Below are 24,899 nucleotides of genomic sequence, written 5' to 3' on the forward strand. Positions count from 1 at the left end.
CGGACGCCGATAACATTCAGTCGGACAGTCCGGGCGTGAGTAAATCGAGGGGCGGCCCCGTCGTCGCGCTTCAATGATGCGAGCGCGTTCAGTGTCCCGTCGTGACCGCTCGTTCGCGCGTCAAATCGCCCGTGACCGTTTCACCCAACCGATGCGCGTGATGGCCTCCGCGCCGAGCTGTCCGAGGAGGCTCGCGGCTTCGAGGTCGTGTTCCTCGAACGCGTTGACGACCACGTCGCCGGCGCTGAGCACGCCGTGGCTCCCGATGGGGACGTACAGCCCCGATTGGAGCGCGCCTCGACTGTGGTCGTCTTCGGTGTGCTCGTGGTTCGCGTGAATGACCGGTTCGCCCGTCCGGTACGTCTGCGCGGCCGGCGTGTCTTCGCTAACCGAGTAGTTCGGGCGGTCGCCGGCGCGTTCCAGACACTCCTCGGTCGCTTCGATAGTTTGGAGCATGTTCCGGTTCTCGTCGACCAACCGGACGGTCGTGTTGACGAGACCGAGGACGTTCTTCGCCGCGTCGGCGAGTATCTCGGCGACTTCCGCCTTCGAACTCGCGTTTCGTAGCTCCTGGCTCGTCCGCCGGAGAATCTCGATGCGTTGTTCCTGCCGCTTCGTGTCGGTCACGTCCTGCACGACGCCGTGGAGGGTGACCGTCTGACCGTCCTCTACCAGCGGTTCGCACGAAAGCCGTATCGACCGCTCGGTCGTTCGCTCGCTCGCGTACCGCACGTCAATAGAGAAGGACTCGCCGTGTTCGATAGCGTCGGCGAGGCGACCCATCACGCCGTCGCGGTCGGCCTCGGCGTACTGGTCGACGACGTCCGAGACGGTCGGCGTCGCCGACGCGTCGAACCCGTGTATCTGTTTTGCCTCGTCGCTCCACCACAGCTCGTCGCTCGACACGTCGTACGTCCACACGCCGATGCCGGTCAGTCGCTGGAGGCTCGCGAGTAGTTGGTCGACCTCCGTTTCGGACGCTGCCGGGACAGCGCGTGCCACGTCAGTTTGGTTCCAGTTCGGTGACCTGACCATGAATGTGGTTACGTACCAAGGACGTGAACATAAATCCCCACCTCGGTCGTTGCGGGCAGTTTGGGGGACGAGAACGCGTCGCAACACCAGAGGATTTAATCCGTGTGTATGTGTATCATTGATGATGGCAGTTGAAGACGTTCTCGACTCCCCACGGGGAGGAGAGACATCGGCGACGGCACTAGACTTGGACCGGCCGGACGTGGCGGCGTACTCCGCGTTGGCGTCGGAGTTACGGGACCGCGTCGACGGCGACGTGAAGTTCGACGAGTACGCACAGGTGCTGTACGCGACTGACGGCAGTATCTATCAGGCGCGACCCGCGGGAGTCGTCCTGCCGAGGGACGCCGACGACGTGCGCGCCGCCGTCGAGACGGCGACGAATCACGGCGTCCCCGTTCTGCCACGCGGAACGGGCTCCTCGCTGGGCGGCCAGACCGTCGGCCGGGGGTGTGTCGTCATCGATTTCACGAAGTACATGGACGACATCGTGGATATCGACCCGGAGGCGAAGCGCGCGACCGTCCAGCCGGGGTGCGTCCAAGACCACCTCGACGCCGCGCTCGCCGACCACGGACTGAAGTTCGCGCCGGACCCCGCCTCGTCGAACCGCTCGACCGTGGGCGGCGGTATCGGCAACAACTCGACCGGGGCGCATTCGGTCCGCTACGGCATCACCGACGCCTACACCGAGGAACTGGAGGTGATTCTGGCCGACGGGTCGCGGATTCACACCCGCGAGGTCGTCCTCGACGGCGAGGAGTACGAGTCGATTCTCGCCCAGGGCGACTTGGAGGCGGACATCTACCGGACGGTTCGGGACCTCGTCGAGAACCACGAGTCAGAAATAGAGAACAAGTATCCGTCGCTCAAGCGCTCGGTGTCGGGGTACAACCTTCAGAAGGTCATCTACGAGAACGACGACGGCGAGGAGGTCATCAACCTCTCGAAGCTGTTCGTCGGCGCGGAGGGCACTCTCGGCGTCATCGTCGAGGCCACCGTCTCGCTCGTCACCAAACCGGACGAGACGGCGCTCGCGCTGTACTGCTTCGACGACCTCGTGGATGCGATGGAGGCCGTTCCCGAAGCCCTCGAATTCCCCGTCAGCGCCGTCGAACTCATGGACGACGAGGTGTTCCGCCTCGCCCGCGAGTCTGAGGGCTACGCCGAGTACGCCGAACCCATTCCGGAGGGGGCGAAGGCGGCGCTGATGCTGGAGTGGGACGACGAACTCGTCGACGACTTCGAGGCCGCGGTCGCCGACACGAACGCCCACTTCGTCGACTCCGGCGCGGCGTTCGACGTGCTCGAAGCCTACTCCGAGGAGAGCCAAGGCCGACTGTGGAAGCTCCGCAAAGCCGCGATTCCGCTGTTGATGAGCCTCGAAGGCGACCCGAAGCCGTACCCGTTCATCGAGGACGCGACCGTCCCGCCCGAGGAACTCGCGGAGTACGTCCAGAAGTTCGAAGACGTGCTGGAGGACCACGACACGTCGGCCGCGTACTTCGCCCACGCCGGGTCGGGGACGCTCCACATCCGCCCCATTCTGAATCTCAAAGAGAACGAGGGCATCGAGAAGATGCACTCCATCACCGACGACGTGACCGACCTCGTCGTCCAACACCACGGAGCCTTCTCGGGCGAACACGGCGACGGGATGGCCCGGACCGAGTTCAACCCGAAGATGTACGGGCCCGAACTCTGGGGCGCGTTCAAGGAACTGAAGACGGCGTTCGACCCCGACTGGGTGTTCAACCCCGGCAACGTCGTCTACCGTGACGGACCCTCGGACCCCGGACCGGACAGCGACCGCGGCGTCGGCGCGGACATGCGCGAGAACCTCCGGTACGGTCCGGACTACCAGTCCGTCGAGCCCCAGACCGACCTCGACTTCTCCGACGAAGGCGGCTTCTCGCACCTCGTCGAGCTCTGTAACGGCTGTGGCACCTGCCGACAGACCGACTCGAACACCATGTGCCCGACCTACCGCGCGTCGAAGGAGGAAGTCCAGACGACTCGCGGCCGCGCGAACATGCTTCGGGCCGCCATCTCGGGCGAACTCCCCGAGGACGAACTGTACTCCGAGCGCTTCCAGACCGAGGTGCTGGACCTCTGTGTCGGCTGTAAGGGCTGTCAGAGCGACTGCCCGACCGGCGTCGACATGGCGAAGCTGAAATCCGAGGTGAAACACCAGTACCACCAGAAAGAGGGCACCAGCCTCCGCTCGCGGGTGTTCGGCAATATCGACACGCTGTCGGAACTCGGGAGCAAACTGGCCCCGCTTTCGAACGTCGCCGCGGAGCTTCCGGGGAGCCGCCTCCTGATGGAGAAGGTCCTCGGCATCTCAAGCGAGCGCGAACTGCCGACCTTCAGCAGCGAGTCGCTGGAGGAGTGGTTCGAGGCCCGCGGCGGGTCGACCGTGCCGCCCGCCGAGGCCCGGGGGAAGGTGCTTCTGTTCCCCGACACCTACACCAACTACAACTACCCCGAACCCGGCAAGGCCGCCGTCGAGGTGCTCGAAGCCGCGAACGTCCACGTTCGGATTCCGAGCGACCTCGAATCGAGCGGTCGCGCCGCGTTCTCGATGGGGATGCTCGACACGGCCCGCGACCGAGCGCGACACAACGTCGGGCGGCTCCGTCCCTCCGTCGACGACGGCTGGAGCGTCGTCTTCGTCGAGCCCTCGGACGCGGTGATGTTCCAAGACGAGTACCTCGACCTCCTCGACGGGACGGCCGTCGAACTCGTCTCGGGGTCGGCCTACGGCATCATGGAGTACCTCGACGTGGTGCGCGCCGACGACCGCCTCGACTTCGACGCCCCCGCCGAGACGCTGACGTACCACGGCCACTGCAACCAGAAGGCGACGAACAAGGACCACCACGCCGTGGGCGTCCTTCGTCGCTCCGGCTACGCCGTCGACCCGCTCGACTCCAGTTGCTGCGGGATGGCCGGGTCGTTCGGCTACGAGGAAGAGCACTACGAACTCTCGAAGGGTATCGGCGAAATCCTGTTCGGGCAGGTCGACGACAGCCCCGGCGACGTCGTCACGGCACCCGGCGCGTCGTGTCGCTCCCAACTCGGCGACAGACCCGGCGAGTCCCGCCCGCCGCATCCCATCGAGAAGATGGCCGAAGCCCTCGACTGACCACGTCACCGACAGCCGATAGCCTGACGCACTCCCCCGCGAACCACAACGCCCGACGCGACTCACGAACCAGCACCGAACCCGCCGCTTTGCACCCGCGGCGACGTTTCGTGTCGCAGGCTCCCGCCCGCGGAGCCGAAGTTCACGACCGGCGATACTTATTACTGACAGCAGCGGGTGCGTAGAGACGACGATGCTAGACGTACTGGAGACTGTCAAACTATCGACCGCGTTTTTCGCCTCGCTCGGCGCGCCGGGACTGTTGCTCGTTGCGTTCCTCGAATTCTTCTTGCTGCCCGTCCCGCCGGACTTGGTGCTCGTCCCGCTCTCGGCGACGAACCCCGAGTTCGCGCTCCTGTACGCGGTCGTCGCCACCGTCGGGTCGGTGTCGGCGGGGCTGGTCGGATTCCTCATGGGAAAGAAGGGCGGTCGACGCGCGCTGGACTCGCGGTTCGCGGGCGAGCGGATTCACAAGGTGGAGCGCTACTTCGAGCGTTCGGGGTTCGTGACGGTCGCGTTCGGGGCGTTCGCGCCGATTCCGGAGGGGTACGAACTGCTCTCTATCGGGTCGGGCGTGTTCGACCTCGACCTCCGGACGTACCTCGCGGCGTCGGTGCTCGGCCGCGGCGGACGGTACGCGCTCGAAGCGATACTGGCGATCTACCTCGGCGAGGCCGCCCGGTCGCTCTCCGAGGTCGACGTGTACTCGATTATCGGCGTCGCCACCGCGGCCGTCCTCGTCGCGTACGCCGTGCGCAGTCGGTGGTTCTCGGAGCCGTCGGCGGACCCGATGCAGTAACTCGACGGCGCTCAGTCGGCGACCTCGTCGCCGCTCCGCCACTGGTCGATGACTTCGAGGAGGACCTCGGTTTCGAGGTCGTCGTTCCGCCAGTCGCCGACCGCGTCGGTCAGGCCCGTCGCGTCAACGACGTTCTTCTCGTTCGCGTAGGCCGCGATGGGGTTCTCGACGACGAACGGAATCATCATCTTGTTGTCCTCGTGTTCGAGCATGTGGCAGTGCCACGGGAACTGTCCGGTGTACCCCTCGAACGTGGCGATTATCCGCACGCGCTCGTTGGGGTCGACGCGGACGGTGTCCTTCGGCCCCAGTTCGTTCGGGTCCGGGGGTTGGGTCCCGTCGGGCCCGCGGCCAATGACCCGGAACGTGACGAGATGCAGGTGAATCGGGTGCCGTCCGCCCGACTCGTTCTGCAGTTCCCATATCTCGGTTGACCCGAGTTGCGGGTAGACGGGCGCGTCCTCGTCGCCGAAGACGTGCCCGTTCAGCGTGTTCGTGATGAGGCCGTTTCTCACCTCGGACCCGAGCGTCATCTCGCGGGTCACCCGCGCGTCGCTCTCGTCGTACGAGGTCGGCGCGGGCAGCGACAGGCCCGTCGGGTCGGCGCTCGCGTCTTCGGGCGGCGTCGACGGGTCTGAAACGCGGAACTGTACGAGGTCGGTCAGTTCGGGCCCCATGTCCGCGCCGTTGGTGAGCGTGAGCGTCTCGCCCGCGTGGTCGGAGAAGTCCACGACGAGTTCGCCGCGCTCGAAGGGCGTGAGCAGGAGCGAATCGAGGTCGCCGCTCGGCCCGATTGGGACGACGGATTCGAGGAAGCCGTGACCGGGCGCGAACTGATACATCGTCGGGACGCCCGACCCGCTTTCGTTCTCGAACTGGAGGTCGAACGACCGGTGGTTCGCGCCGTTCACGACGCGGAGGCGGTACCGCCGCGGTTCGACCTCGACGTACGGCCACACGGCCCCGTTGACGACGGCCGTGTCGCCGAGGAACGCCGAGACGAACTCCTCGGGGTAGTGCAACGAGCCGTCGTCGTTGAACTCCTTGTCCTGCAGCAAAAGCGGGATGTCGTAGTCGCCCGACGGCAGACCGAGTTGCCGCTCAGCGTCGGTCGTAATCGAGTAGAGGCCGAGGAGTCCGGCGTAGCCGTTGAGCCGGGTGATTCCAAGCGTGTGGTCGTGATACGTCGAGGTCGTTCGCCCCTGTTCCATCGGGAGTTCCTGCCACTCCGAGTCGAACCGCGGCCCCTCGACCCCGCCCGGCGAGGTCCACATGTCGGACTGCCCGTCGCTCGCGGGGGCGACTTCGAGGCCGTGGAAGTGGGTGACGGTCCGAACCTCCGGGACCGGGCCGTCGTAGCCGGTGTGGTTCTCCGTGGTCGTGCCGCCGATTCGCTCGTCGACGTTGAACAGGTGCTCGCCGGGGAGGTCGCTGTTGTCGAAGCGAACGTGGACCGGACTCCCGGCGTCCGCCTCGATGGTCGGTCCGGGATACGACCCGTCGAACCCCCAGACTGTCGTCTCCGGCAGGTCCGGGTGGAGCTGTTGGGTGAACTCGGTGACCGATATCTCGTAGGCGTCCGCGCCGTCTCGCTGTCCGTCGGGCTCTCGAACCGACGGAATCGGGAGCGGTTGCACGAACTTATCCAACGCCGGTGACGCCGCCGACACGTTCGTTGTCGTCTGCGGGAGCGTTCCGGCGATGCCGAGGGCTGCGCCTGTCTGTAGAAACCGCCGCCTAGACCAGTCTGTCATGATGGACCCTGAACTACGACTTGGGAGTTATTATATTAAAACTTCTGAATGTCCGATTCAGGCCCGAGAACGCGAGTCGAGGGACTAACGGCGCGCGCGAGTCGGCGGAGGTTCGAAGGGAGCGAAGAGCGTGCGAGGAGGGCTAACCGTCTCGTCGTCCCGTTAGTTCGCTCGACGCCGTGCGAGGAGGACCGAGCCGAGCACGAGCGCAACGAGCGCGACCGAGACACCGAACCCGGGAACGGGCGTGTCCGTCGTGGTCGTCACGGACGTCTCCGTCTCGGGGGTCGCCGTCTCGGGCGCTCCGTCGCCCGAGTCGTCGTCCGACCCGTCGTCATCGTCGCCCGAGTCGTCGCCCGAGTCGCCGTCCGAGTCGTCGCCATCACCCGAGTCGTCACCGCCGTCGTCACCGTTGTCGTCGTCGGTGTCGTCATCGTCGCCGTCGTCCGGGGAGTCCGTGGACTCGGGCGTGTCGGAGCTCCCGTCATCTGTGTCGTCGTCATCACCACTCTCGTCGTCGTCATCGTCATCTCCACCGCCGCCACCGCCGCCACCGCCAGCGACTCCGTCGGAACCGACAGCGAGCGACTCGACGCCGTCGACGTCCATCTCCGTGCCGTCGGCGTCGAACTGCGCGAACCCGCCGAGTTGGTACGAGGCGTCTTCGTCAACGTCCTCGCCGGCGGTCACGCGGTACTGGAGCGTGACGTTCTCTCGGTCGCCGTAGGTGGCGAACAGCTCGTCGTTGGCGTTCCGCACGCCGGAGAAGTCCGCGCCGTCGTCGTCGACGATTTCGACCGACGCGAAGCCGGGGTTGAACTCCTCGACGAGCGTGAAGTTGGTCGTCTCGTTGCCGGTTATTTCGACCGAGACGACGGTCGATTCACCGGGTTCGAGCGTCGTGTCGTCTGCCGAGCGAGTGAGGTCCCAGTTGTCGTCGGATTCGCTTTGAACGTCGAGTTCGTCGGTGCCGCCGGTCGTCAGCTCCGACCCGTTCACGTCGGTGAAGCCGTCGAACTGGTACGCCGTGCCGGCGTTCGCGTCGTCGCCAGCGGTCACTTCGTAGACGAGGGTGACGTTCTCGCGGTCGCCGTAGGTGGCGAACAGTTCGTCGTTAGCGTCACGGACGCCGGAGAAATCAGCCCCGTCGTCGTCGACGATTTCGACCGACGCGAACGCGGGATTGAACTCCTCGATGACGGTGAAGTTCGTCGCCTCGTCCCGGTCGACCTCGACCCGTACCGTGGCTGATTCGCCGGGCGCGAGGGTTTCGTCATCGACCGACCGAACCGCGCCGGAGTCGTCGTTCGACGCCTGCACGCTGATTTCGCCGGACCCGCTGGTCGCGGACTGCGAGCCGTTCGCGTCCGTGAAGCCGTCGAACTCGTAGACCGTGCCGGCCGTCGAATCGTCAGCCGCGGTCACCTCGTAGACGAGCGTGGCCAACTCCCGCTCACCGTAGGTGGCGAACAGTTCGTCGTTGGCGTCACGGACGCCGGAGAAGTCCGCGCCGTTGGCATCAACTATCTCCACCGAGCCGAAGGCGGGGCTGAACTCCTCGACGAGCGTGAAGTTCGTCGCCCGGTCGCGGTCGACGGCGACCCGAACCGTGGTGGACCCTCCCGGTTCCAGCGTCGCGCGATCGATGGATCGGGCGGCCGAGACATCGCCGTCATCGCTCGACTCCTGTACGTCGATTTCAGTAGTTCCGTCAGTCGCGGACTGCGACCCGTTCACGTCGGCGAAGCCGTCGAACTCGTAGACCGTGCCGGCCGTCGCATCGTCAGCCGCGGTCACCTCGTAGACGAGCGTGACGTTCTCTCGGTCGCCGTAGGTGGCGAACAGCTCGTCGTTGGCATCGCGGACGCCCGAGAAGTCCGCGCCGTCGGCATCGACGATTTCGACCGAGCCGAAGGCGGGGATAAACTCCTCGACGAGCGTGAAGTTCGCCGCCCGGTCCCGTTCGACGGCGACCCAGACAGTCGCCGACTCGCCGGGCGCGAGCGTCGCGTCGTCGACCGACCGAATCACGCTCGACCCGCCATCGGCCGAGACGCTGATCTCCCCGTCGCCGGTGGTCGTGGCTCGGATGTCTTCGAGTCCGAAGTCGCCGTAGCCGGTGAGTTCGTGGGTCGTCGCGTTCGCCGAGTCGGCGGCGGTCACGCGGTACTGGAGCGTGACGTTCTCTCGGTCGCCGTAGGTGGCGAACAGTTCGTCGTTGGCGTCACGGACGCCGGAGAAGTCCGCGCCGTCGTCGTCGACGATTTCGACCGACGCGAAGCCCGGACTCAGTTCCTCGACGACGGTGAAGTTCCCCCGCTCGGAGGCGTTTATCTCCACCGTGACGGTGGTGGACTCGCCGGACGCGAGCGTCGTGTCGTCGACCGTCCGCGTGAGGGTCCCGCCGTGAGCGTCCGCGGCGACCGGCGCGATAGCCGCGCCCAGTCCGAGCGAACCGACCACCAAGAGAACCGTCACCACGACGACCGGAAGCGCGTGCCGGAGCTCCGTCGACCGCCCCGGCCGTGAAATGTCCGGTCTCATGATGCGCGAGCGGACCCGGATTGTGACGGCCGCTTCGGCTCGTCTCGGCGGGGCGCGGTCGCCGGCGGTGTCGGTTCGACTCGTCGGTCGGGAGACTGGCGTCTCGGGCGCGCGCTACCTCTGGATGCGGATAGCTCGCTCTCGCTGGAAAGCATGCAGTCAGCGTGTGAATCGAAAGCGCCATGCAAATAGTTAACGATTATCCCGGAACGGCTGCGGGTCGGGGCGGACCGCGACGCCACTCACGGGACGCCGCTCGTGGGAGTCCGAACCCGCTCGGGTCGCTGTCCGGTTTCTCGAACCGCGAATTCGCGCCGGTGGTCCGCTCGTCAGCGGACGTATTCGACCAGTTCGTCTCGCGCGCGTCGGGCCGCCTCGTCGGGTTCGTCGGGGTAGGTGTACAGTTCGAACGTCGCGAAGCCGTCGTACCCGATGTCGTCGAGCGCGCCGAAGACGGGTTCGAAGTCGAGGTCGCCCTCACCGGGGATGAGATGGTAGTGCTTCCCGCCCCGACCGCCCTCGATGTCTTCGAGGTGGATGCCGGTGATGTGACCGGCGCACTGTCGGATGCTCTCGGCGGGGTCCTCGCCGCAGACGGCGGCGTGGCCGACGTCGAGGTTGACGCCGAGCGCGTCGCTCTCCACGTCGTCGATGAGCGTCAGCACCTCCTCGGTGCACTCGACGAGCAGTTCCGGTTCGAACTCGATACCGAGGTCGACGCCGACGTTTTCGGCGTAGTCGGTGAGTTCATCGAGCGATTCGAGCAGGTAGTCGTAGGCCTCGCTCGGCGGCGTTCCGGGGAGCACCGACCCGCTTGCGACGCACGCCGCGGGCGCGTCGAGCAGCGCGGCGAAGTCGAGCGCGGCCTTCGTGTACTCGATTCGCCACCGGCGGTCCTCCTCGTCGGCCGAGATGATGGCCGGGTCGAAGAACGCCGACGGCGGCGCGTCGTCGTAGTAACCGCACGCCGTGTTCGCGTTGATGTTCGACACGGAGAGTCCGGTCTCGTCCAGCGCGGTCACGACGCGCTCGCGATCTGTCTCGTCGAAGTCGGCGAGGAACGCGTGCGGCTCGTCCGCCAGTATCTCGACGCCGTCGTAGCCGTGGTCGGCGATTCGTCGGATTGCCTCCGGCAGGTCGAAACGCGAGTACCCGTTCGTAGAGAAGGCTAACTGTACCATACGTCGTGGTACAGTCACACATGAATAATTGTTTTGGTACTGTCAACGGTCGAGACGGAGCGCGATGCCCCGCGTCGCCGACGCGCCGGGTCAGTTCACGACACGTCGAACGCCGTCGACAGGCCGACCGCCGGGACGACGAACACCGCCGCGACGACACCCCACGCGGGACTCAGCAGTCCGGCGACCGCCGCGTTCAGCACGACGAGTCCGAGGACGCACGTGCCGACCGCGGGGCCGATAGTGCCCGGTCGGGGGTCGGCGTAGGCGGTCAGGAGGTCGCGGCCGGTCCACGCCGCGAACCAGACGAGTAGCCCCCCAGCCACGGCGAGCGTCGCGGTGTCGCGCGGCTCAATGCCGACTGCCGCGGCGGCCGCGACCACCGACCCGACCGCGAGTCCGACACCGGCCATTCCGACCAGCACCGCCCGCGAATCGCCCGTCGCGGTCTCCCGCTCGGCCATGTAGGTGACGCCGGCGATGTAGAGCGCGACGACGACCGGCACGAGGTACACCCACGCTGGGACCGTCAGGGCCGTCGGAGCGGCGGGCGACCCCGCGGCGACAGCCATGCCGAGAGCGACGTTCGCTCCCCGACAGCCACCCATCGCCGCGAAGCCGAGCGGCGTGCCCTTGAGCGCGCCGTCGTAGAGCGCGACGAGCGTACCGAGGGCGGCGGCGACGACGCCGGCGGCCGGTCCTCCGGCCACCGCGGCGACGACGACGCCGACACAGAGGAGCGCGACGCCGAGGTTTCTCGCTCGCGTGCGCGACACGCCCCCCGACGGAATCGGTCGCTCCGGGCGGAGCCGAGCGTCCTCGTCGGCGTCGGCGTAGTCGTTGAGCGTCGTGCCCGCCGCGTACAGCAGGACCGAGGCGAGCGCGACGCCGGCGAGCGACGAGAGCTGGACCGACGGGCGACCGCCGCTGACCAGCACCGCCCCGAGGATGACGTCGGGCGGCGCGGTGAACAGGTTCGGGGCGCGGACGAGTCTGGCGAGGGTCGCAAGTGAGCGTCGAAGCCCGCCGGTCGAGGGGGTCGCGTTCGTTCGGTTCATCGTGGGTCAGTCGCTCGGACGGGGATTCGTGTCCGACTCGGGCGGTCAGGCCCAGCCATGGGCTTCGAGGTACTCCATCGCGGTTTGGGCCGTCTCCGCCGCGGTCTCCTGATAGGGGTACAGTTCGACCGTGACGTAGCCGTCGTAGCCGGTCGCTTCGACCGCTTCGAGGAAGCCGTCGATGTCCATCGCCCCCTCACCGAGTTGGGTGTGTTCGTGGGTGCGGTCCCCCGGGATGTCTTCGAGGTGGTAGTGTGGCGTGTGGGGCGCGAGCGTCTCCACCAGTTCGACCGGGTCCTCGCCGACCGAGTAGAAGTGTCCCGCGTCGAAGTTACAGCCGATGCGGGGCGAATCGACCCGGTCGACGAGGTCGAGGAAGTCCTCGGAGGTCTCGGTGAGCAGGTGCGGTTCGGGCTCGACCAGCACGTCGACACCGAGTTTCTCCGCGGCGTCGGTGACCTCGCGGAGGCCCCGCACGAGCGCGTCGAGCGCATCGGCCCGCGACATGCGCTCCGGGACCGGTCCGCCCGGCGGAACCGAGATGCTCTCCGAGCCGAGCGCGGCGGCGGTGGCGAGCGCGTTCTTCGTGTGCTCGACCCGCGCCTGTCGGTCCTCGGGGTCGAGTTCGACGAACGAGGGGTGGTGAAACGCCTCGGTGTCGCGGTTGAACGTCGCCGCCCGACTCTCGGCGGAGGGCTCGATGGCGCTGAGCATGAAGGCGTTGCAGTTGCTGACGTCGATACCGCAGTCGTCGAGGAGCGTCCGAGCGCGTTCGAGGTCGTCGCCGTCGGCCGTCCCCGGGAACAGGTGCGGGTCGTCGAGCAGGATTTCGACGCCGTCGTAGCCGGCGTCGGCGATTGCCTCGACCCCCTCGCTGAGGGTTCGCTGCCGGAACGCGTTCATCGAGAAGCCGAACTCCATCGGTCACACCTCGTAGTGGAAGTTCGGCGACTGGCCGAAGAACTCCCGCGGGTTGTCGTAGACGACCTTTCGGACCTCGTCTCGGTCCCAGCCGCGGTCGAGCATCTTGTCTCGGGCTTTCGGGACTGCGAGCGGGTCGGAGGGGTCCCAGTCGGCGGCGCTGTTGAGCAGCATCTTGTCGGTGCCGTACTCTTCGAGGACGTCGATGGTCGTCTCGGCGTCTATCTTTCCGGGGTAGAGCGTGAAGCCGAGCCAGCAGTCGGTCCCCAGCGAGATATCGACCGTGTTCTCGGTGTTGTGGTCGATGACGATTCGCTCTTCGGTCACGTCTTCCTCCCGAATCATCTCGACGAGTCGCTCGGTCCCCTCGGGCTTCTGGGTGTGCGGGGTGTGGATGATGACCGGCAGTTCGCGCTCCTCCGCCATCCTGAGCTGGCGTCTGAACGCGTACTCCTCGGCTTCGGTCCCCTGATCGAGTCCGATTTCGCCGAGGCCGACGACGTGCTCTCGGTCGAGGTAGTCGGGGAGGCCGTCCATCACGGCCTCCGCCATCTCGGGGTAGTTCGCCTCCTTCGGTTCGAGGCCGACGGTGACGTAGTGGTCGATGCCCGCCGCCCGCTCCGCCCGGTCGGTCTCGAACTCGATTATCTGCTCGAAGTAGTCGAAGAACGACGCCGCGTGTTGCTTGTCCGTCCCGCTCCAGAACGCCGGTTCGACGCAGCATTCCACGCCCGCGAGCCGTGCGCGCTCGTAATCGCTCGTCGAGCGAGACACCATGTGCATGTGCGGGTCGATAATTGGTATCGACATGTGACCTACCTCTCTGATGGTAGTTAATTATTGTTTCGGTGGATTCGGTGACGACCGGGGGACGGGGGCGCAACGACCGGGCGAAGCGACCGGGCGAAGCAACTGCGAGCGACGGCGGAGACAGCTATTTACTCGTCCGCGCCGACGCCGTAATCGAATGCCGGAACACTGTCCGTTCTGTGGTGAACCGATAGAATCGAACCGCGTCACCCCCGACGATGGCCGCCCCTACGAGGAGTGGCGCTGCGTCGACTGCGACGAGACGTGGCGACACCCCGAGGAGACGGTCCTCGACCGGGATCTCGACTTCAGCAAGCACGGCGACCAACTCGACAGGCGGGACGCCGACACCGACCTCGACTGGTGAGGGGTCGCGCCCGGCACCGGCAGAGAAACAACATGATTGACGGACAAGGTTATGTATCGCCCACCGCAATCGTGAGTCGATGACAGTCGGAGTGTGGATTATCGGAGCCAGAGGTAACGTCGCGAGCGTCTCGATGACCGGCGCGCGCGCAATCGCCCGCGGAGTCGCGGACACGACCGGGATGGTGACGGCCCGCGACCCCGTGGCCGCGCTGGACCTTCCCGCCGTCGACGGCCTCGTGTTCGGGGGCCACGACATCCGGTCCCAGCGCATCGAGGAGACCACCAAGGAGATGGCGGGTCACGGCGGCGTCGTGGCACCCGACACCCTCGACGCGGTCCGCGAGGACCTCCGCGAAATCGACGAGCGCGTCGAACTCGGGACTGCGCGCCGGTGCGGCGAGGCGGTCGAGGGGATGTCCTCGGAGACGCCGGGCGACGACGTGTCGGTCGCCGACATCGTCGAGGAGATACGGGCCGACTACGCCGCCTTCGCGGACTCGCAGGAGGTCGACCGGCTGGTCGTCGTGAACGCCGCGTCGACCGAGCCGCCGATTCCGACGCCCGGCGACTACGAGACGTTGGCGGCGTTCGAGGCGGCGGTCGAGCGCGACGACCCGAACCTCCCCGCGAGTTCCCTGTACGCGTACGCGGCGCTCCTCGACGGCCACCCGTACGTCAACTTCACCCCCAGTACCGGTTCCTCGCTCGGCGGCCTCCGCGAACTCGCGGAGCGAAACGGAGTGCCGCACATGGGCCGCGACGGGAAGACCGGCGAGACGCTGATGAAATCAGCCCTCGGGCCGATGTTCGCGGGGCGGAACCTGCGCGTCCTCTCGTGGGAGGGCCACAACATCCTCGGCAACAGCGACGGTCTGGTCCTCGAAGACGACGCGAACAAGGCGGGGAAGATAGAGAGCAAAGGGAGCTTGCTGGACGACATCCTCGGCTACGAGACCCACAACGCCGTCCGAATCGACTACACGCCGTCGCTCGGCGACTGGAAGACCGCGTGGGACCACGTCCACTTCCGAGGGTTCCTCGGGACGGAGATGAAGATGCAGTTCACGTGGGAGGGCGCCGACTCGGCGCTCGCCGCCCCGCTCGTTCTCGACTTGGTCCGACTGGCCGCCTTCGCCGACGAGCGCGGCGAGGGCGGGACGATGCCGCATCTCGCGTCCTTCTTCAAGTCGCCCGAGGGCGTCGACAGCCACGAACTGTCCGAGCAGTTCCGCCTCCTCTACGACTACGCGGAGCGCCACGCGGAGGGACTGTGACGACTCACAGCCCCTCGAACGCGAACGCGTCCGGTGCCGGTCGCGTCGTCGTCCTCGATATCGTCGGTCTCCAGCAGGAACACCTCGACGAGGGACTGGCACCGAACGTCGCCGACCTCTTGGCCGGCAAACCGTCGGGGCCGCTCGAACCCTCGTTTCCGAGCGTCACCGTCCCCGCGCAGACGACGCTCTCGACCGGGCAGTCGCCCGCGGCCCACGGCGACGTGTCCAGCGGCGAGTTCGACCGCGAGCGACAGGTCGCCGAGTTCTGGGAGCGCGACCGGGGGACGCGAACCCGGCTGTGGGAGGCCGCGAGCGACGAGGCCGGACTCACGACCGGCGCGCTGTTCTTCCAACACCTCATCGGGACGAGCGCCGACGTGGCCGTCACGCCGTCGCCCATCGAGGACGAGGACAACACCCTCGTCGAGATGGACTGCTGGACGAACCCCAACGGCTTCTACGACGACCTCCGCGAGGAGTACGGCCACTTCCCGCTACACAACTACTGGGGGCCGGTCGCCGACGAGCGGAGCAGCGAGTGGATTCTCGCGGCCGCGCGGGAGTCGATAGCGCGGTGCGACCCGGACCTGCTGTGGGTGTACGTACCGCACCTCGACTACGACGCCCAGCGACACGGCCCCGACTCGCCGGAACTCCGGGAGGCGGTGGGCGTCGTCGACGATCTCGTCGGCGAGTTCCTCGACTGGCTCGCAGCGACGCCCCGCTGGTCCAAGACGGCGGTGGGCGTCGTCAACGAGTACGGCTTCAACGCGGTCGACACCCCGGTGTTCCCGAACCGGGCGCTCCGCGAGGCGGGCCTGCTCTCCGTGCGCGACGACGGCGAGGGCGGCGGCGAGGTCGATATCACCGGGTCGTCGGCGTTCGCCATGGTCGACCACCAAATCGCGCACGTGTACACCGACCGGCCGGCGGCCGCCCGAGAGGTGCTCGAAGCGCTCCCCGGCGTCGACGCGGTGCTCGAAGGCGAGGCGCGGGGCGACGCGGACCACCCGAACGCCGGTGACCTCGTCGTCGTCGCCGACGCGGACGCGTGGTTCCAGTACTACTGGTGGACCGACGACGCCGACGCGCCGTCGTACGCGACGGAGATGGACATCCACGCCAAGCCCGGGTTCGACCCATGCGAACTGTTCCTCGGCGACGAGGGACTCGTGACGCTCGACCCGTCGACGGTGTCGGGGTCACACGGACGCATCGACCCCGAGACGCGCGGCTTCTACGGCTTCGGCGGGCCGGCGGCACCCGACGGCTCGCCCGGCGAGGTCGTCGACGCTCGACGGTTCGCCCCGACGGTCGCGGACCTCCTCGGCATCGCAGAGGACGTGTCGCTCGCGTTCGAGCGCCCGTCGCTGTTCGCCGGGGCACAGGTGTAGGATACGACGGGGCCGGCGACGGTCCAGCCGCGACGCTCTCGGTTACTGTTTTTCCGCACGGCTCGATGGTTCGGTGGATACGACGCGAAAGAAAGACGCCGCAAACCGCAGTCGGAACGCGGTTCGCCCGCTCAGTTGCCTCCCGAACTCGCGATTTCGATGGTGCCGCGCATCCGGAAGTTGTGGGCACGACAGACGTACTCCGCCATCGCGTCGGTGACGGTGAACGTGACGCTCTGTGACTCGCCCTGCGTCGAGAGGTACGACGTGGAGATGTCGTTCACGACGGAGTCGTCGCCGTTGACGATTTCGAAGTTGTGGGGCGCGCCGTTTCGGTTCGTCCACGTGACCGTGTACTCGCCGCCGGCTTCGAGGGTGAGCGTCGGGTTCGTCGCGTCCGCGATGCCGGACGGCGCGACGCCGGTCCACGCCTCGTTGCTCTCGGCTTCGAGTTCGATGGTCGACCCGGACGGGATGACGTCGCTGCCGCCATCGTCGCTCCCACCGTCGTCGCCGCCGCCGGTCGCCTCGACGTGCTCGGTGACGCGGTCGTAGACGAGTTCCAGCCCGTTGCCGGAGCCGCCGACGCGCTTCAGTTCGGTGTCGTCGAACCACGCGGTGCCGGTGGCGTTGCCCCAGCCGCCGAACAGCAGGTTGAACTGGAACTCGCCGGGCGACGCGCCGGTCGAGAAGGTCGTTTCGAGCAGTTGCCAGTCGTCGACGGGCTCCGTGTAGTAGTCGGTGACAGAGCCCTGCCCGAGTGAGTGGACGTTGATGGTGACGCCGTAGGAACTGCCGATTTCGCCGGAGCCGTCCTCGGAGTTACTGAAGTCGTCCGAGGTCCGGACCCACGCGCGGAAGCGGTACTCGGAGTTCGGTTCGAGGCCGTCGAGGTACTGGGTCCACGACGCGTCCGCGCCCTCGGTCGAGTCGACGCGGACGCTGTAGTCGCCCGTCCGCGCCACGTCCGAGGTGTAGGTGAACTCGGCCGTGCCGCCGTAGGTGATACCCTCCCAGTTCGCCGGGCTCTCGGGGTCCGACGAGGAGTCGGTTCCCGCTCCCTCCTCGAACGAGGCGTTCGGCAGGAGGTTGTTCCCGTCGGGGTCGGTCAGCGAGACGTTGTCGAACCACGCCGTCCCGGTGGCCGTGCCGTAGCCGCCGAACAGGCAGTTGAGTTGGACCGTCGTGGTGTCGGCACCCGTCGTGAACGTGGTGGTCACCTCCGTCCAGTCGTTCGTCCCGGTCAGCGGCTCCGTCTCGAAGTCCGTGCTGTGGACGTTGAACAGCGCGCCGCGGGCAGAGTCGCTGGCCTGCACGTTCTCGGTCCGTATCCAGCCGCTGAGGGTGTACTCCGTCTCGGGCTGGACCGAGATGCCGTCGGCGAGCCAGACCGCGTCCGCGCCCTCGGTGGACGAGATTTGGACGCTCTGACTTCCGTCTTGGCCCGCGTCCGCGTAGGTGTACTCGGCGGTGCCCGCGAACGTGTTCGTCGACCAGTCGGCGGGCATCGTGGGGTCGCTGCCGCCGGTGCTCTCCTCGAACGAACCGTTCGAGAGCACGTCGTTGCCGTCCGGGTCGGTCAACGAGATGCTGTCGAACCACGCCGTCCCCGTCGCCTCGCCGTAGCCGCCGAACAGGCAGTTAATCTGGAGTTCTTCGAGGTCACCGCTGTTGACGGTGGTGCTCAGTTCCGTCCAGTCGTTGGTGCCGGTCAGTCCGGACGGGATGGTGTCCCACTGCGTGCCCGAGTCCGTGTTCGCTATCTGCTCGACGCTGATGGTCGCGCCGAGCGGGCCCTCGCCGATTGCGGTGCCGTCCACGAGTTGGAGGCCGTCGGTCCTGACGTAGGCGGAGAGGGTGTACTCGGTGTTCGGGTCGACCGCGACCGTCGCGTTCCACGAGGCGTCGGCTCCCTCGGTGGACGAGACTTGGACGCTCCGGTCGCCCTCGTAGCCGGTCTCGGCGTAGGTGAACTCGGGCGAGCCGGAGTAGCCCGTGGTCGACCAGCCGACGGGCATCGCGTCGGAGTCGCCGGTCTCGCCGCCGGCGGGCGTCTCGAACGAGGGGTTCTCGATGAGGTTCGGGAGGGAGTCAACGTCGTCCCCGCCGTCGCTCGTGTCCTCGTTGGCCTCGTACGCCGGGATGAAGCCGTCGGCGTGGGTCGCGCCGGCGAGCGACGCCGCGTCGACGAGGACCGTGTCCCGGTAGTTCGACTCGTCGCTAATCATCTGGTAGACCGCCTCGCCGGAGGCGTCGTCGGCCGGCGTCTGCGCGAGCGCGACGAGCGCCCACATGGCGACCCGACCGTCCTCGTCGTTGAGGAGGTCGTTGTCGAGAATCGCCCCCCGCGTGTCCGTCGTCGAGGGGAGGACGCGGAGCGCGGTGAGCCTGACGCCCGGCGAGGAGTGCGTCAGCGCGCCGAGCGCGGCCTGAATCGCGGTGCTGTTCCCGGTGTCGGCGTCGAGCGCCCCGAGTCCGTGCATCGTCCACAGCGCGTGAATCGCCGCCGGGTCGAGGCCGGTTTCGTCGAGCGTCTCCGTCGTGACGAGGTCGACGAGCGAGGAGAGCGCGCCCGTCTCGTTCCGTTCGACCAACAGCCGCTGGGCCGTCCGCCGCCAGAACATGTTCGAACTCGACAGCGCGTCGACGAGCTCCGAGACGCTCGCGTCCGCGAGGTCGGTCGGCTCGTAGCCGTCATCGTCGCCGTAGACGACGCGGAAGAGTCGGGCGGTGGCGTGGTCGCGCACCTCGGTCATGTACGCGTTCCCGGGCCCGTTCTCGAAGCCGCCGGGCGTCGGGTTGTGCTGGTAGATGTAATTGTACCAGTCGATGAACCAGAGCATTCCGTCCGGACCGACCGAGGAGTACGACGGCGCGAACCACGCGTCGGTCCCGCCCGCGATGTTGTGGGCGTAGTGGGTGTTGTAGCCCGCCCCGTCCTGCGAGAGGAAGAACGACCCGAGGACGTGACCCGTGCCGTCGCCGACGAAGCCGGTGTTGTTCCAGTACTTCTGGGGGTACTCGCGCGCCGTGTAGATGGTGTGGCCGGTCGCCGCGGTGTACCCGCCGTGGAGGTCGACCTGCCGGACGCGGTCGGTGACGGGCAGGAACCGGTTCGAGTCGGAGGCCGCGCCGAAGTCGTTCGGCCCGGTCCCCTCGATGAGGTCGTAGTACTGATGCGGGATGGCGAAGTAGTTGCTCGGTCGCCCGGAGGTCGCCGCCGAACCGAAGGCGAGGCCCTCCTCGGTGAAGCCGAGGCCGGCCTGATTCCCCGGGAGCGCCCCGACGATTTCGAAGTCGGTGACCGAGCCGCCTTCGAGCTTGAAGCGGTAGACCGAGGAGCTGAAGTCCCGCTGTTCGCCGGCGATGGTGCCGCTGAATCCGGAGTAGCCGACCTGACCCCAAATCCAGTTGTCGATGCCGTGGACCAGTTCGTTGGGACCGGCGTGGGTGTCGCCGTTACCGTACCCGGAGAACAGGACGGTTCGCTCGTCGGCCTGTCCGTCGCCGTCCGTGTCGGCGAGGTGGACCAACTTCCCGCTCTCGCCGGGGTCATCGAGGTCGGTGACGACGACGCCGTCGTCGACGACCACCATGCTCGGCGGAATCGAGGGCCCGTCCGCGAAGACGGTGAACTCGTCGGCCTGCCCGTCGCCGTCGGTGTCCTCGCAGACGACGATTTTGTCGCGGTTCTGCCCCAGTTCGTTGGGGTAGTCGCGGGTGACCGACAGCCAGACGCGACCCTGCTCGTCGAACTTCGCGTCAAGGATGTTCCCCTTCGCGTCGTCCGGCAGGTCGGCCTCGGTGACGAACGGCTTGAGGTCGAAGCCTTCCGGCGTAATCGTCCGCCGGACCGTCTCGCTGGGATTCAGCGCCCGCTGCATCTTGCTCCAACTCGTTCCGCTTCCGACCTCCTCGGGGACCTCCGGCGTCAGGAGGCTCCCCTCCGGCGGCGGATAGTACGGGATGTCGGCGTCGATGAACTCCAGGTCGTTGAGGACCTTGGTGTCGTCGGCGATGGTGTCTTCGTTCTTCGTGACCCAGCGAATCGCGTTCTCGATGAGCGCCTTGAAGCCGTCCGTGGCCCACGGCGCTCTGCCGTGGCCCCACGCGGTGTAGAAGACGCGGCCGTCGCCCTGCGTTCGGGTCCACGACCACGGCTCGCCCTGTTCGCGGCCCTCGTCGTACTCGGGGATGCTGTCGCCGTCGGGGAACTGCCCGTGGGCGAGCACGTTGATGTCGTCGTTGAGATTCGTGTGGCGGTACGTCTCGTCCTCGACCGTGATGGGGTCGAGGTTCGACAGAATCGGGTGGTTCGGCTGGGCGAAACTCGTCGTCATCTCGCCGTAGTTGTGGTCGGCGAACTCGCCGCCGACGAGGTTCATGTAGGCGTCCGAGCCGGTGAAACAGGCCGAGGCGCTGTGAATCGGGATGAAGCCGCCGCCGTTCTCGACGAACTCGACGATTGACTGCTCCTGTTCCGCGGTCAGCTCTTGGCCGTAGTTCGCGCCGCGGTTGTCCATCATGATCCACGCGTCGTAGCGGTGGAGCACGTCGGGTTCGAGGTCGGCGAGGCGGTCGGTGTACTGGACCTCAATGCCGCGGTTCAGCATGTACTCGGTGAGCTGGACCTGCCGGGCGGGACCATTGTGACTGCCGCCCTGTGGGCCGCCCATCATGAGGACGCTGATGTTGTCCTCGGCCGGCGGCGGCGTTATCTCGACGCTCCCCCGCATCTGCTCGGGGTGTTCCTCGGCGTAGTACATCGCCATCGACGACTCGGCGGTGAAGCTGACCGTCTCCGAGTCGCCCGACCCCTGCATCGTGGAGAACGACTGCATTTCCTCGCCGGTCGGGTCGGCGAGGACGAACGTGATGTCCTCGTCCATGGCGTTCGAGAGCTCTATCTCGTACTCCTCGCCCTCGTGCATGACGAGCGTCGGGTTGGCCGTGTCCGCCATCTCGTCGGGCGCGGTCGCGACCCACGAAAACGAGTCCGCCGCGGTTTCGATTTCCGTCCCGTTGCGCCAGCTGTTGATTCCCTCCAACAGGGAGTTCGTCGTCAGGCCGCCCTGACGCCAGTCGGATATCGCGTCGGCGAGGCCGGACCCCTCGATGACCGACTCCTCGTTCGTGTACGCCGCGAGGACGTCGCCCTCCGTCGCGACGAGCCGAATCGTGTCGTCGGTGGTGAGCTGTTTCGCCTGCGCGACGCCGCTGGCTCCGAGGAAGTTCGCCGCCCCGGCGCCGCTCACTTTCATGAAGTCGCGCCTGTTGATGTTCAGTCGCTCGCTGTCGCCGTCGTCGGCGTTCGCTTCCCGTGTCGTGTCGTCGTCGTGTGTCATGTGTGTTGCGTCGGTCGCTGTCGTCGTTGGTTACCGTGCGATTACAGGCTGCGCCGCTCTCGCGACCGCAGTCCAGCCGCGTACCCCGTCAATGGACCGACGGACGGACGGCTCCCTCCCGCCTGCTCGCCCGACCTGGCGGCCGGGGTGTAACAGGAGTATAGCCATTACTCCCGTCGGCTCACTGTGTTGGGCTACCAAATTTCATGAACTAATATTACTTGAATGTACTGTCCGATGGTAAGCAGAGGCCGCGAGGTTCTCCACCGCAGCAGTCGGTGAACGTTGGACCAACCCAAATGTTAATGATAGTCTGTCGTGTTGCCACGGTTGCAAGTATGAACCGCGCATACACACAGTCTGTCGTACCGACGGCGACGCCGCGGGGTGTCGGGGTTTCGAACTACGGGGACGGACCGGCCCGACGCGAGCGGTCCGCCGCGGGTGAGCGATGAGCGTCGTCATCGTCGGCACGCTCGACACCAAGGGCGAGGAGATCGGGTTCGCCCGCGACGTGCTCGAAGGGCAGGGACTCGAAGTACACCTCGTCGACGTGGGCGTGATGGGAGAACCCGAACTCGACCCGGACACCGACGCCGCGGCCGTGGCCGAAGCGGGCGGAAGCACGCTCGAAGCGCTTCGGGAGGCCGGCGACCGCGGCAAAGCCATCGAAATCATGGGCGACGGCGCGGCCGTCGTCGCGTCTCGACTCCACGACGAGGGGCGACTCGACGGTATCCTCGGGCTGGGCGGCGGGGGGAACACCTCGGTCGCGACGGCCGCGATGCGCGCGCTCCCGATGGGCGTCCCCAAACTGATGCTGTCGACGATGGCGTCGGGCGACACGGAGCCGTACATCGGCTACCACGACATCGCGATGATGTACTCCGTCGCCGACATCGAGGGACTCAACCAGCTCTCGCGGACCGTTATCTCCAACGCGGCGCTCGCGATGGTCGGCATGGTGTCGAACGAACCGGACGCCGAGACCGAGGAGAAGCCGACCATCGGAATCACGATGTTCGGCGTCACGACGCCGTGCGTTCAGACGGCGCGCGACTGGCTCGAAGCGCGCGGCTACGAGACCATCGTCTTCCACGCGACCGGGACCGGCGGCCGAGCGATGGAGTCGCTCATCGAGGAGGGCGTCATCGACGGTGTGCTCGACGTCACGACGACCGAGTGGGCCGACGAACTGGTCGGCGGCGTCCTCGCGGCGGGCCCGGACCGGCTCGACGCCGCGGCCGAGCGCGGCATCCCGCAGGTGGTCTCGACCGGCGCGCTCGACATGGTCAACTTCGGGCCGAAAGACTCCATCTCCGACGAGTTCGACGGCCGGCGGTTCCACGTCCACAACCCGCAGGTGACGTTGATGCGGACGACGCCCGAGGAGAACGCCGAACTCGGCCGCATCATCGCGGAGAAGCTCAACGCCGCGACCGGACCGACCGCGCTCGCGCTCCCGCTCGGCGGCGTCTCGATGCTCGACGCGGAGGGCGAGGAGTTCCACGACCCCGAGGCCGACGACGCGCTGTTCGACGCGCTCCGCGACCATCTCGACGACGACGTGGAGGTCATCGAATCGCCGGCGAACATCAACGACGACGAGTTCGCGCGCACGCTCGCGAAGGCCATCGACAGCCGGATGCGAGCCTCGGCGTAAGACGCCCGACATCAACCGCGGCGACGAGCGTCGCGTTTCGCTCCGCGCACCGACGCCCGGAGCGTCAGCGCACGGGATTTCGCGCCCGACATCGCCCGTACGACCTGTTTTCTACCCGGATAATCACAAAGTTTAACTATACCATGACACCATGTGACTACCAGCGTTCCGAAGAAACATGACTAATCAACCAGCGCTAACTGACGAATCCAGGCGACGCTATCTGAAAGCAATCGGGACGGCCGGACTCACGGCCGGGCTTGCGGGCTGTTCCGGTGGGGGTGGTTCCGAAGACGAGAACAACAGCGGCGGCGGGGGCGGCGACGACTCATCTGGCGGGGACACGTCCGGCGGCGACGACAGCGGCGAGGAGTACGAGGCCATCGGAAACTTCCCGCCCGAGGGGAACTCCGTGAGCATCGGATTCAACGGGCCGACCTCCGGCGCGTTGGGTCCCGACGGCCAAGACCAGGAGAAGGGCTTCGACCTCGCGGTGAAGCACCTGAACGAGGGCGGCGGCCTCGTCGACTACTGGGACCGACTGAGCGGCGACGGCATCATGGGCTATCAGGTCGAGCCGACGAAGGCCGACACCGCCGGGAGCGCCGACACGGCACAGGACAACATCGACCGGATGATTCAGCGGGACAACATCCAGTTCTGGACGGGCGGTATGTCCAGCACGGTGACGATGGCGATGCAGAACGTCGCCCAGCGGGAGAGGGTCCCGTTCATGGGCGGCAACTCCACGTCCGCCGGCATCTCCGGCGAGAACTGCTCGCGGTACTACTTCCACCCGACGTTCCACGCGGAGATTATCGGGATGGCGATGGGCGAGGCCGCGCCCTCGGCCCTCGGCGAGGACCGGTCGCTGTTCCACATCTACATGGACTACTCCTACGGGCAGTCGAACCGCGACGCCGCCCGCAAGTACCTCACCGAACAGGGACCGTGGGAGGACGCCGGCGGTGCCGCCATCGCGGAGGGCGAGACCGACCACAGCTCCCAGATTCAGGCGCTCGAAGACTCCGGGGCCGACACGCTGTACTTCTCCAGCTTCGGGAACTTCGCGGCCAGCGGCCTCGCGCAGTTGCGAGACGCCGGCCTGACCGACGACATCGAGGTCATCATCCCGCACGTCAGCGCGTTCACTCTCGACCCGCTCGGCGGGGACGCCGAAGACGTTCTCGGCATGGAGCCGTGGAACCCGAACGCCGACAACGAACCGAGTCAGGTGTTCGTCGAGTCCTACCAAGAGGAGTACGGCGAGACGCCCAACCAGAGTTCGCTGCACACCTACGAGTCGATGATGGTGTACGCGGCCGCCGTCGAGGACGCCGGGACCTTCCACCCGCCGACCGTGGTCCGAACGCTCGAAGAGTTCGAGTGGAGCCTCGCGTGGGGCGACTCCGCGTTCCGGACGTGCGACCACCAGGTCGAACGGCCGTGGTACATGGTGCAGGGCGTCGGCGACGACCGCGCCGAGGAACTCGGCATCCGGACGGAAATCGTCGAGACGACCGACCCGCTCGTCTACGAGTGCAGCGAGTTCCCGGCGTCCAACTGCGCCATGGGCGACAACGAGTACGGAGACGAGTGAC

Annotated in this window: 15 protein-coding genes; 7 read left to right on the forward strand and 8 right to left on the reverse strand. The window is 67.1% G+C overall.

Annotation, left to right across the window (positions count from 1 at the left end; all coding sequences use genetic code 11):
* Positions 1-120: 120 nt before the first annotated feature.
* A complete protein-coding gene (locus ACFQI8_RS18005) occupies positions 121-1,002 on the reverse strand; it encodes a GAF domain-containing protein (protein ID WP_390247288.1) in 882 nt (293 codons plus the stop codon).
* Positions 1,003-1,156: 154 nt separating this feature from the next.
* On the opposite strand from ACFQI8_RS18005, the gene ACFQI8_RS18010 reads away from it, so the two are divergent.
* Complete coding sequence (locus ACFQI8_RS18010) at positions 1,157-4,183, forward strand: FAD-binding and (Fe-S)-binding domain-containing protein (protein WP_390247242.1); 3,027 nt, start codon at positions 1,157-1,159, stop codon at positions 4,181-4,183.
* A 193-nt stretch (positions 4,184-4,376) separates the two neighbouring features.
* On the forward strand, positions 4,377-4,982 hold the full coding sequence (locus ACFQI8_RS18015; protein WP_390247244.1) for a YqaA family protein: 606 nt from the start codon (positions 4,377-4,379) through the stop codon (positions 4,980-4,982).
* 11 nt (positions 4,983-4,993) lie between these two features.
* Here ACFQI8_RS18015 and ACFQI8_RS18020 read toward each other — a convergent pair whose 3' ends face one another.
* The 6 genes from ACFQI8_RS18020 to ACFQI8_RS18045 all read right to left on the reverse strand — a co-directional run bounded on the left by ACFQI8_RS18020 (position 4,994) and on the right by ACFQI8_RS18045 (position 13,223).
* Positions 4,994-6,652, reverse strand: a complete 1,659-nt coding sequence (locus ACFQI8_RS18020; protein ID WP_390247290.1) for a multicopper oxidase family protein — start codon at positions 6,650-6,652, stop codon at positions 4,994-4,996.
* Between the two features lie 246 nt (positions 6,653-6,898).
* Positions 6,899-9,280 (reverse strand): PGF-CTERM sorting domain-containing protein, encoded by a 2,382-nt coding sequence (locus ACFQI8_RS18025; protein ID WP_390247246.1) that lies wholly within the window; start codon positions 9,278-9,280, stop codon positions 6,899-6,901.
* A gap of 329 nt (positions 9,281-9,609) precedes the next feature.
* Positions 9,610-10,461 carry a sugar phosphate isomerase/epimerase family protein gene (locus ACFQI8_RS18030; protein WP_390247248.1) on the reverse strand — a complete coding sequence of 284 codons (852 nt, stop codon included), beginning with the start codon at positions 10,459-10,461 and terminating at the stop codon, positions 9,610-9,612.
* A 95-nt stretch (positions 10,462-10,556) separates the two neighbouring features.
* Positions 10,557-11,519 carry a UbiA family prenyltransferase gene (locus tag ACFQI8_RS18035; protein WP_390247250.1) on the reverse strand — a complete coding sequence of 321 codons (963 nt, stop codon included), beginning with the start codon at positions 11,517-11,519 and terminating at the stop codon, positions 10,557-10,559.
* 45 nt (positions 11,520-11,564) lie between these two features.
* Entirely contained in the window at positions 11,565-12,440 is an 876-nt protein-coding gene (locus ACFQI8_RS18040; protein WP_390247252.1) for a sugar phosphate isomerase/epimerase family protein, read from the reverse strand.
* Positions 12,441-12,443: 3 nt separating this feature from the next.
* Positions 12,444-13,223, reverse strand: a complete 780-nt coding sequence (locus tag ACFQI8_RS18045; RefSeq protein WP_390247292.1) for a TatD family hydrolase — start codon at positions 13,221-13,223, stop codon at positions 12,444-12,446.
* Between the two features lie 184 nt (positions 13,224-13,407).
* Here ACFQI8_RS18045 and ACFQI8_RS18050 point away from each other — a divergent pair, with 184 nt between their 5' ends.
* From ACFQI8_RS18050 to ACFQI8_RS18060, 3 genes are all read left to right on the forward strand, one after another.
* A complete protein-coding gene (locus tag ACFQI8_RS18050) occupies positions 13,408-13,617 on the forward strand; it encodes a hydrogenase expression protein HypA/HybF (protein ID WP_390247254.1) in 210 nt (69 codons plus the stop codon).
* A gap of 79 nt (positions 13,618-13,696) precedes the next feature.
* A complete protein-coding gene (locus ACFQI8_RS18055; RefSeq protein WP_390247256.1) occupies positions 13,697-14,893 on the forward strand; it encodes an inositol-3-phosphate synthase in 1,197 nt (398 codons plus the stop codon).
* Positions 14,890-16,290 (forward strand): alkaline phosphatase family protein, encoded by a 1,401-nt coding sequence (locus ACFQI8_RS18060; protein ID WP_390247258.1) that lies wholly within the window; start codon positions 14,890-14,892, stop codon positions 16,288-16,290. Before ACFQI8_RS18055 ends, ACFQI8_RS18060 begins: the two co-directional genes overlap by 4 nt.
* A 131-nt stretch (positions 16,291-16,421) precedes the next feature.
* Here the strand turns inward: ACFQI8_RS18060 and ACFQI8_RS18065 are convergent, their stop codons facing one another.
* Positions 16,422-21,635: a PVC-type heme-binding CxxCH protein gene (locus tag ACFQI8_RS18065; protein WP_390247260.1), complete on the reverse strand. Its 5,214-nt coding sequence runs from the start codon at positions 21,633-21,635 to the stop codon at positions 16,422-16,424.
* Between the two features lie 451 nt (positions 21,636-22,086).
* Here ACFQI8_RS18065 and ACFQI8_RS18070 point away from each other — a divergent pair, with 451 nt between their 5' ends.
* Both ACFQI8_RS18070 and ACFQI8_RS18075 read left to right on the forward strand, forming a co-directional pair.
* On the forward strand, positions 22,087-23,298 hold the full coding sequence (locus ACFQI8_RS18070; protein WP_390247262.1) for a Tm-1-like ATP-binding domain-containing protein: 1,212 nt from the start codon (positions 22,087-22,089) through the stop codon (positions 23,296-23,298).
* Positions 23,299-23,476: 178 nt separating this feature from the next.
* Complete coding sequence (locus ACFQI8_RS18075; protein WP_390247264.1) at positions 23,477-24,898, forward strand: substrate-binding protein; 1,422 nt, start codon at positions 23,477-23,479, stop codon at positions 24,896-24,898.
* Position 24,899: the final 1 nt, after the last annotated feature.

Source organism: Haloferax chudinovii (assembly GCF_042663345.1).
Taxonomy (GTDB): domain Archaea; phylum Halobacteriota; class Halobacteria; order Halobacteriales; family Haloferacaceae; genus Haloferax; species Haloferax chudinovii.

Bases quoted from the DNA above. Each gene is read 5' to 3' on its own strand.
- ACFQI8_RS18050 (WP_390247254.1), top strand. From the start codon at position 13,408: ATGCCGGAACACTGTCCGTTCTGTGGTGAACCGATAGAATCGAACCGC.
- ACFQI8_RS18040 (WP_390247252.1), bottom strand. From the start codon at position 12,440: ATGGAGTTCGGCTTCTCGATGAACGCGTTCCGGCAGCGAACCCTCAGC.
- ACFQI8_RS18075 (WP_390247264.1), top strand. From the start codon at position 23,477: ATGACTAATCAACCAGCGCTAACTGACGAATCCAGGCGACGCTATCTG.
- ACFQI8_RS18055 (WP_390247256.1), top strand. From the start codon at position 13,697: ATGACAGTCGGAGTGTGGATTATCGGAGCCAGAGGTAACGTCGCGAGC.
- ACFQI8_RS18070 (WP_390247262.1), top strand. From the start codon at position 22,087: ATGAGCGTCGTCATCGTCGGCACGCTCGACACCAAGGGCGAGGAGATC.
- ACFQI8_RS18030 (WP_390247248.1), bottom strand. From the start codon at position 10,461: ATGGTACAGTTAGCCTTCTCTACGAACGGGTACTCGCGTTTCGACCTG.
- ACFQI8_RS18025 (WP_390247246.1), bottom strand. From the start codon at position 9,280: ATGAGACCGGACATTTCACGGCCGGGGCGGTCGACGGAGCTCCGGCAC.
- ACFQI8_RS18010 (WP_390247242.1), top strand. From the start codon at position 1,157: ATGATGGCAGTTGAAGACGTTCTCGACTCCCCACGGGGAGGAGAGACA.
- ACFQI8_RS18065 (WP_390247260.1), bottom strand. From the start codon at position 21,635: ATGACACACGACGACGACACGACACGGGAAGCGAACGCCGACGACGGC.
- ACFQI8_RS18015 (WP_390247244.1), top strand. From the start codon at position 4,377: ATGCTAGACGTACTGGAGACTGTCAAACTATCGACCGCGTTTTTCGCC.
- ACFQI8_RS18035 (WP_390247250.1), bottom strand. From the start codon at position 11,519: ATGAACCGAACGAACGCGACCCCCTCGACCGGCGGGCTTCGACGCTCA.
- ACFQI8_RS18045 (WP_390247292.1), bottom strand. From the start codon at position 13,223: ATGCACATGGTGTCTCGCTCGACGAGCGATTACGAGCGCGCACGGCTC.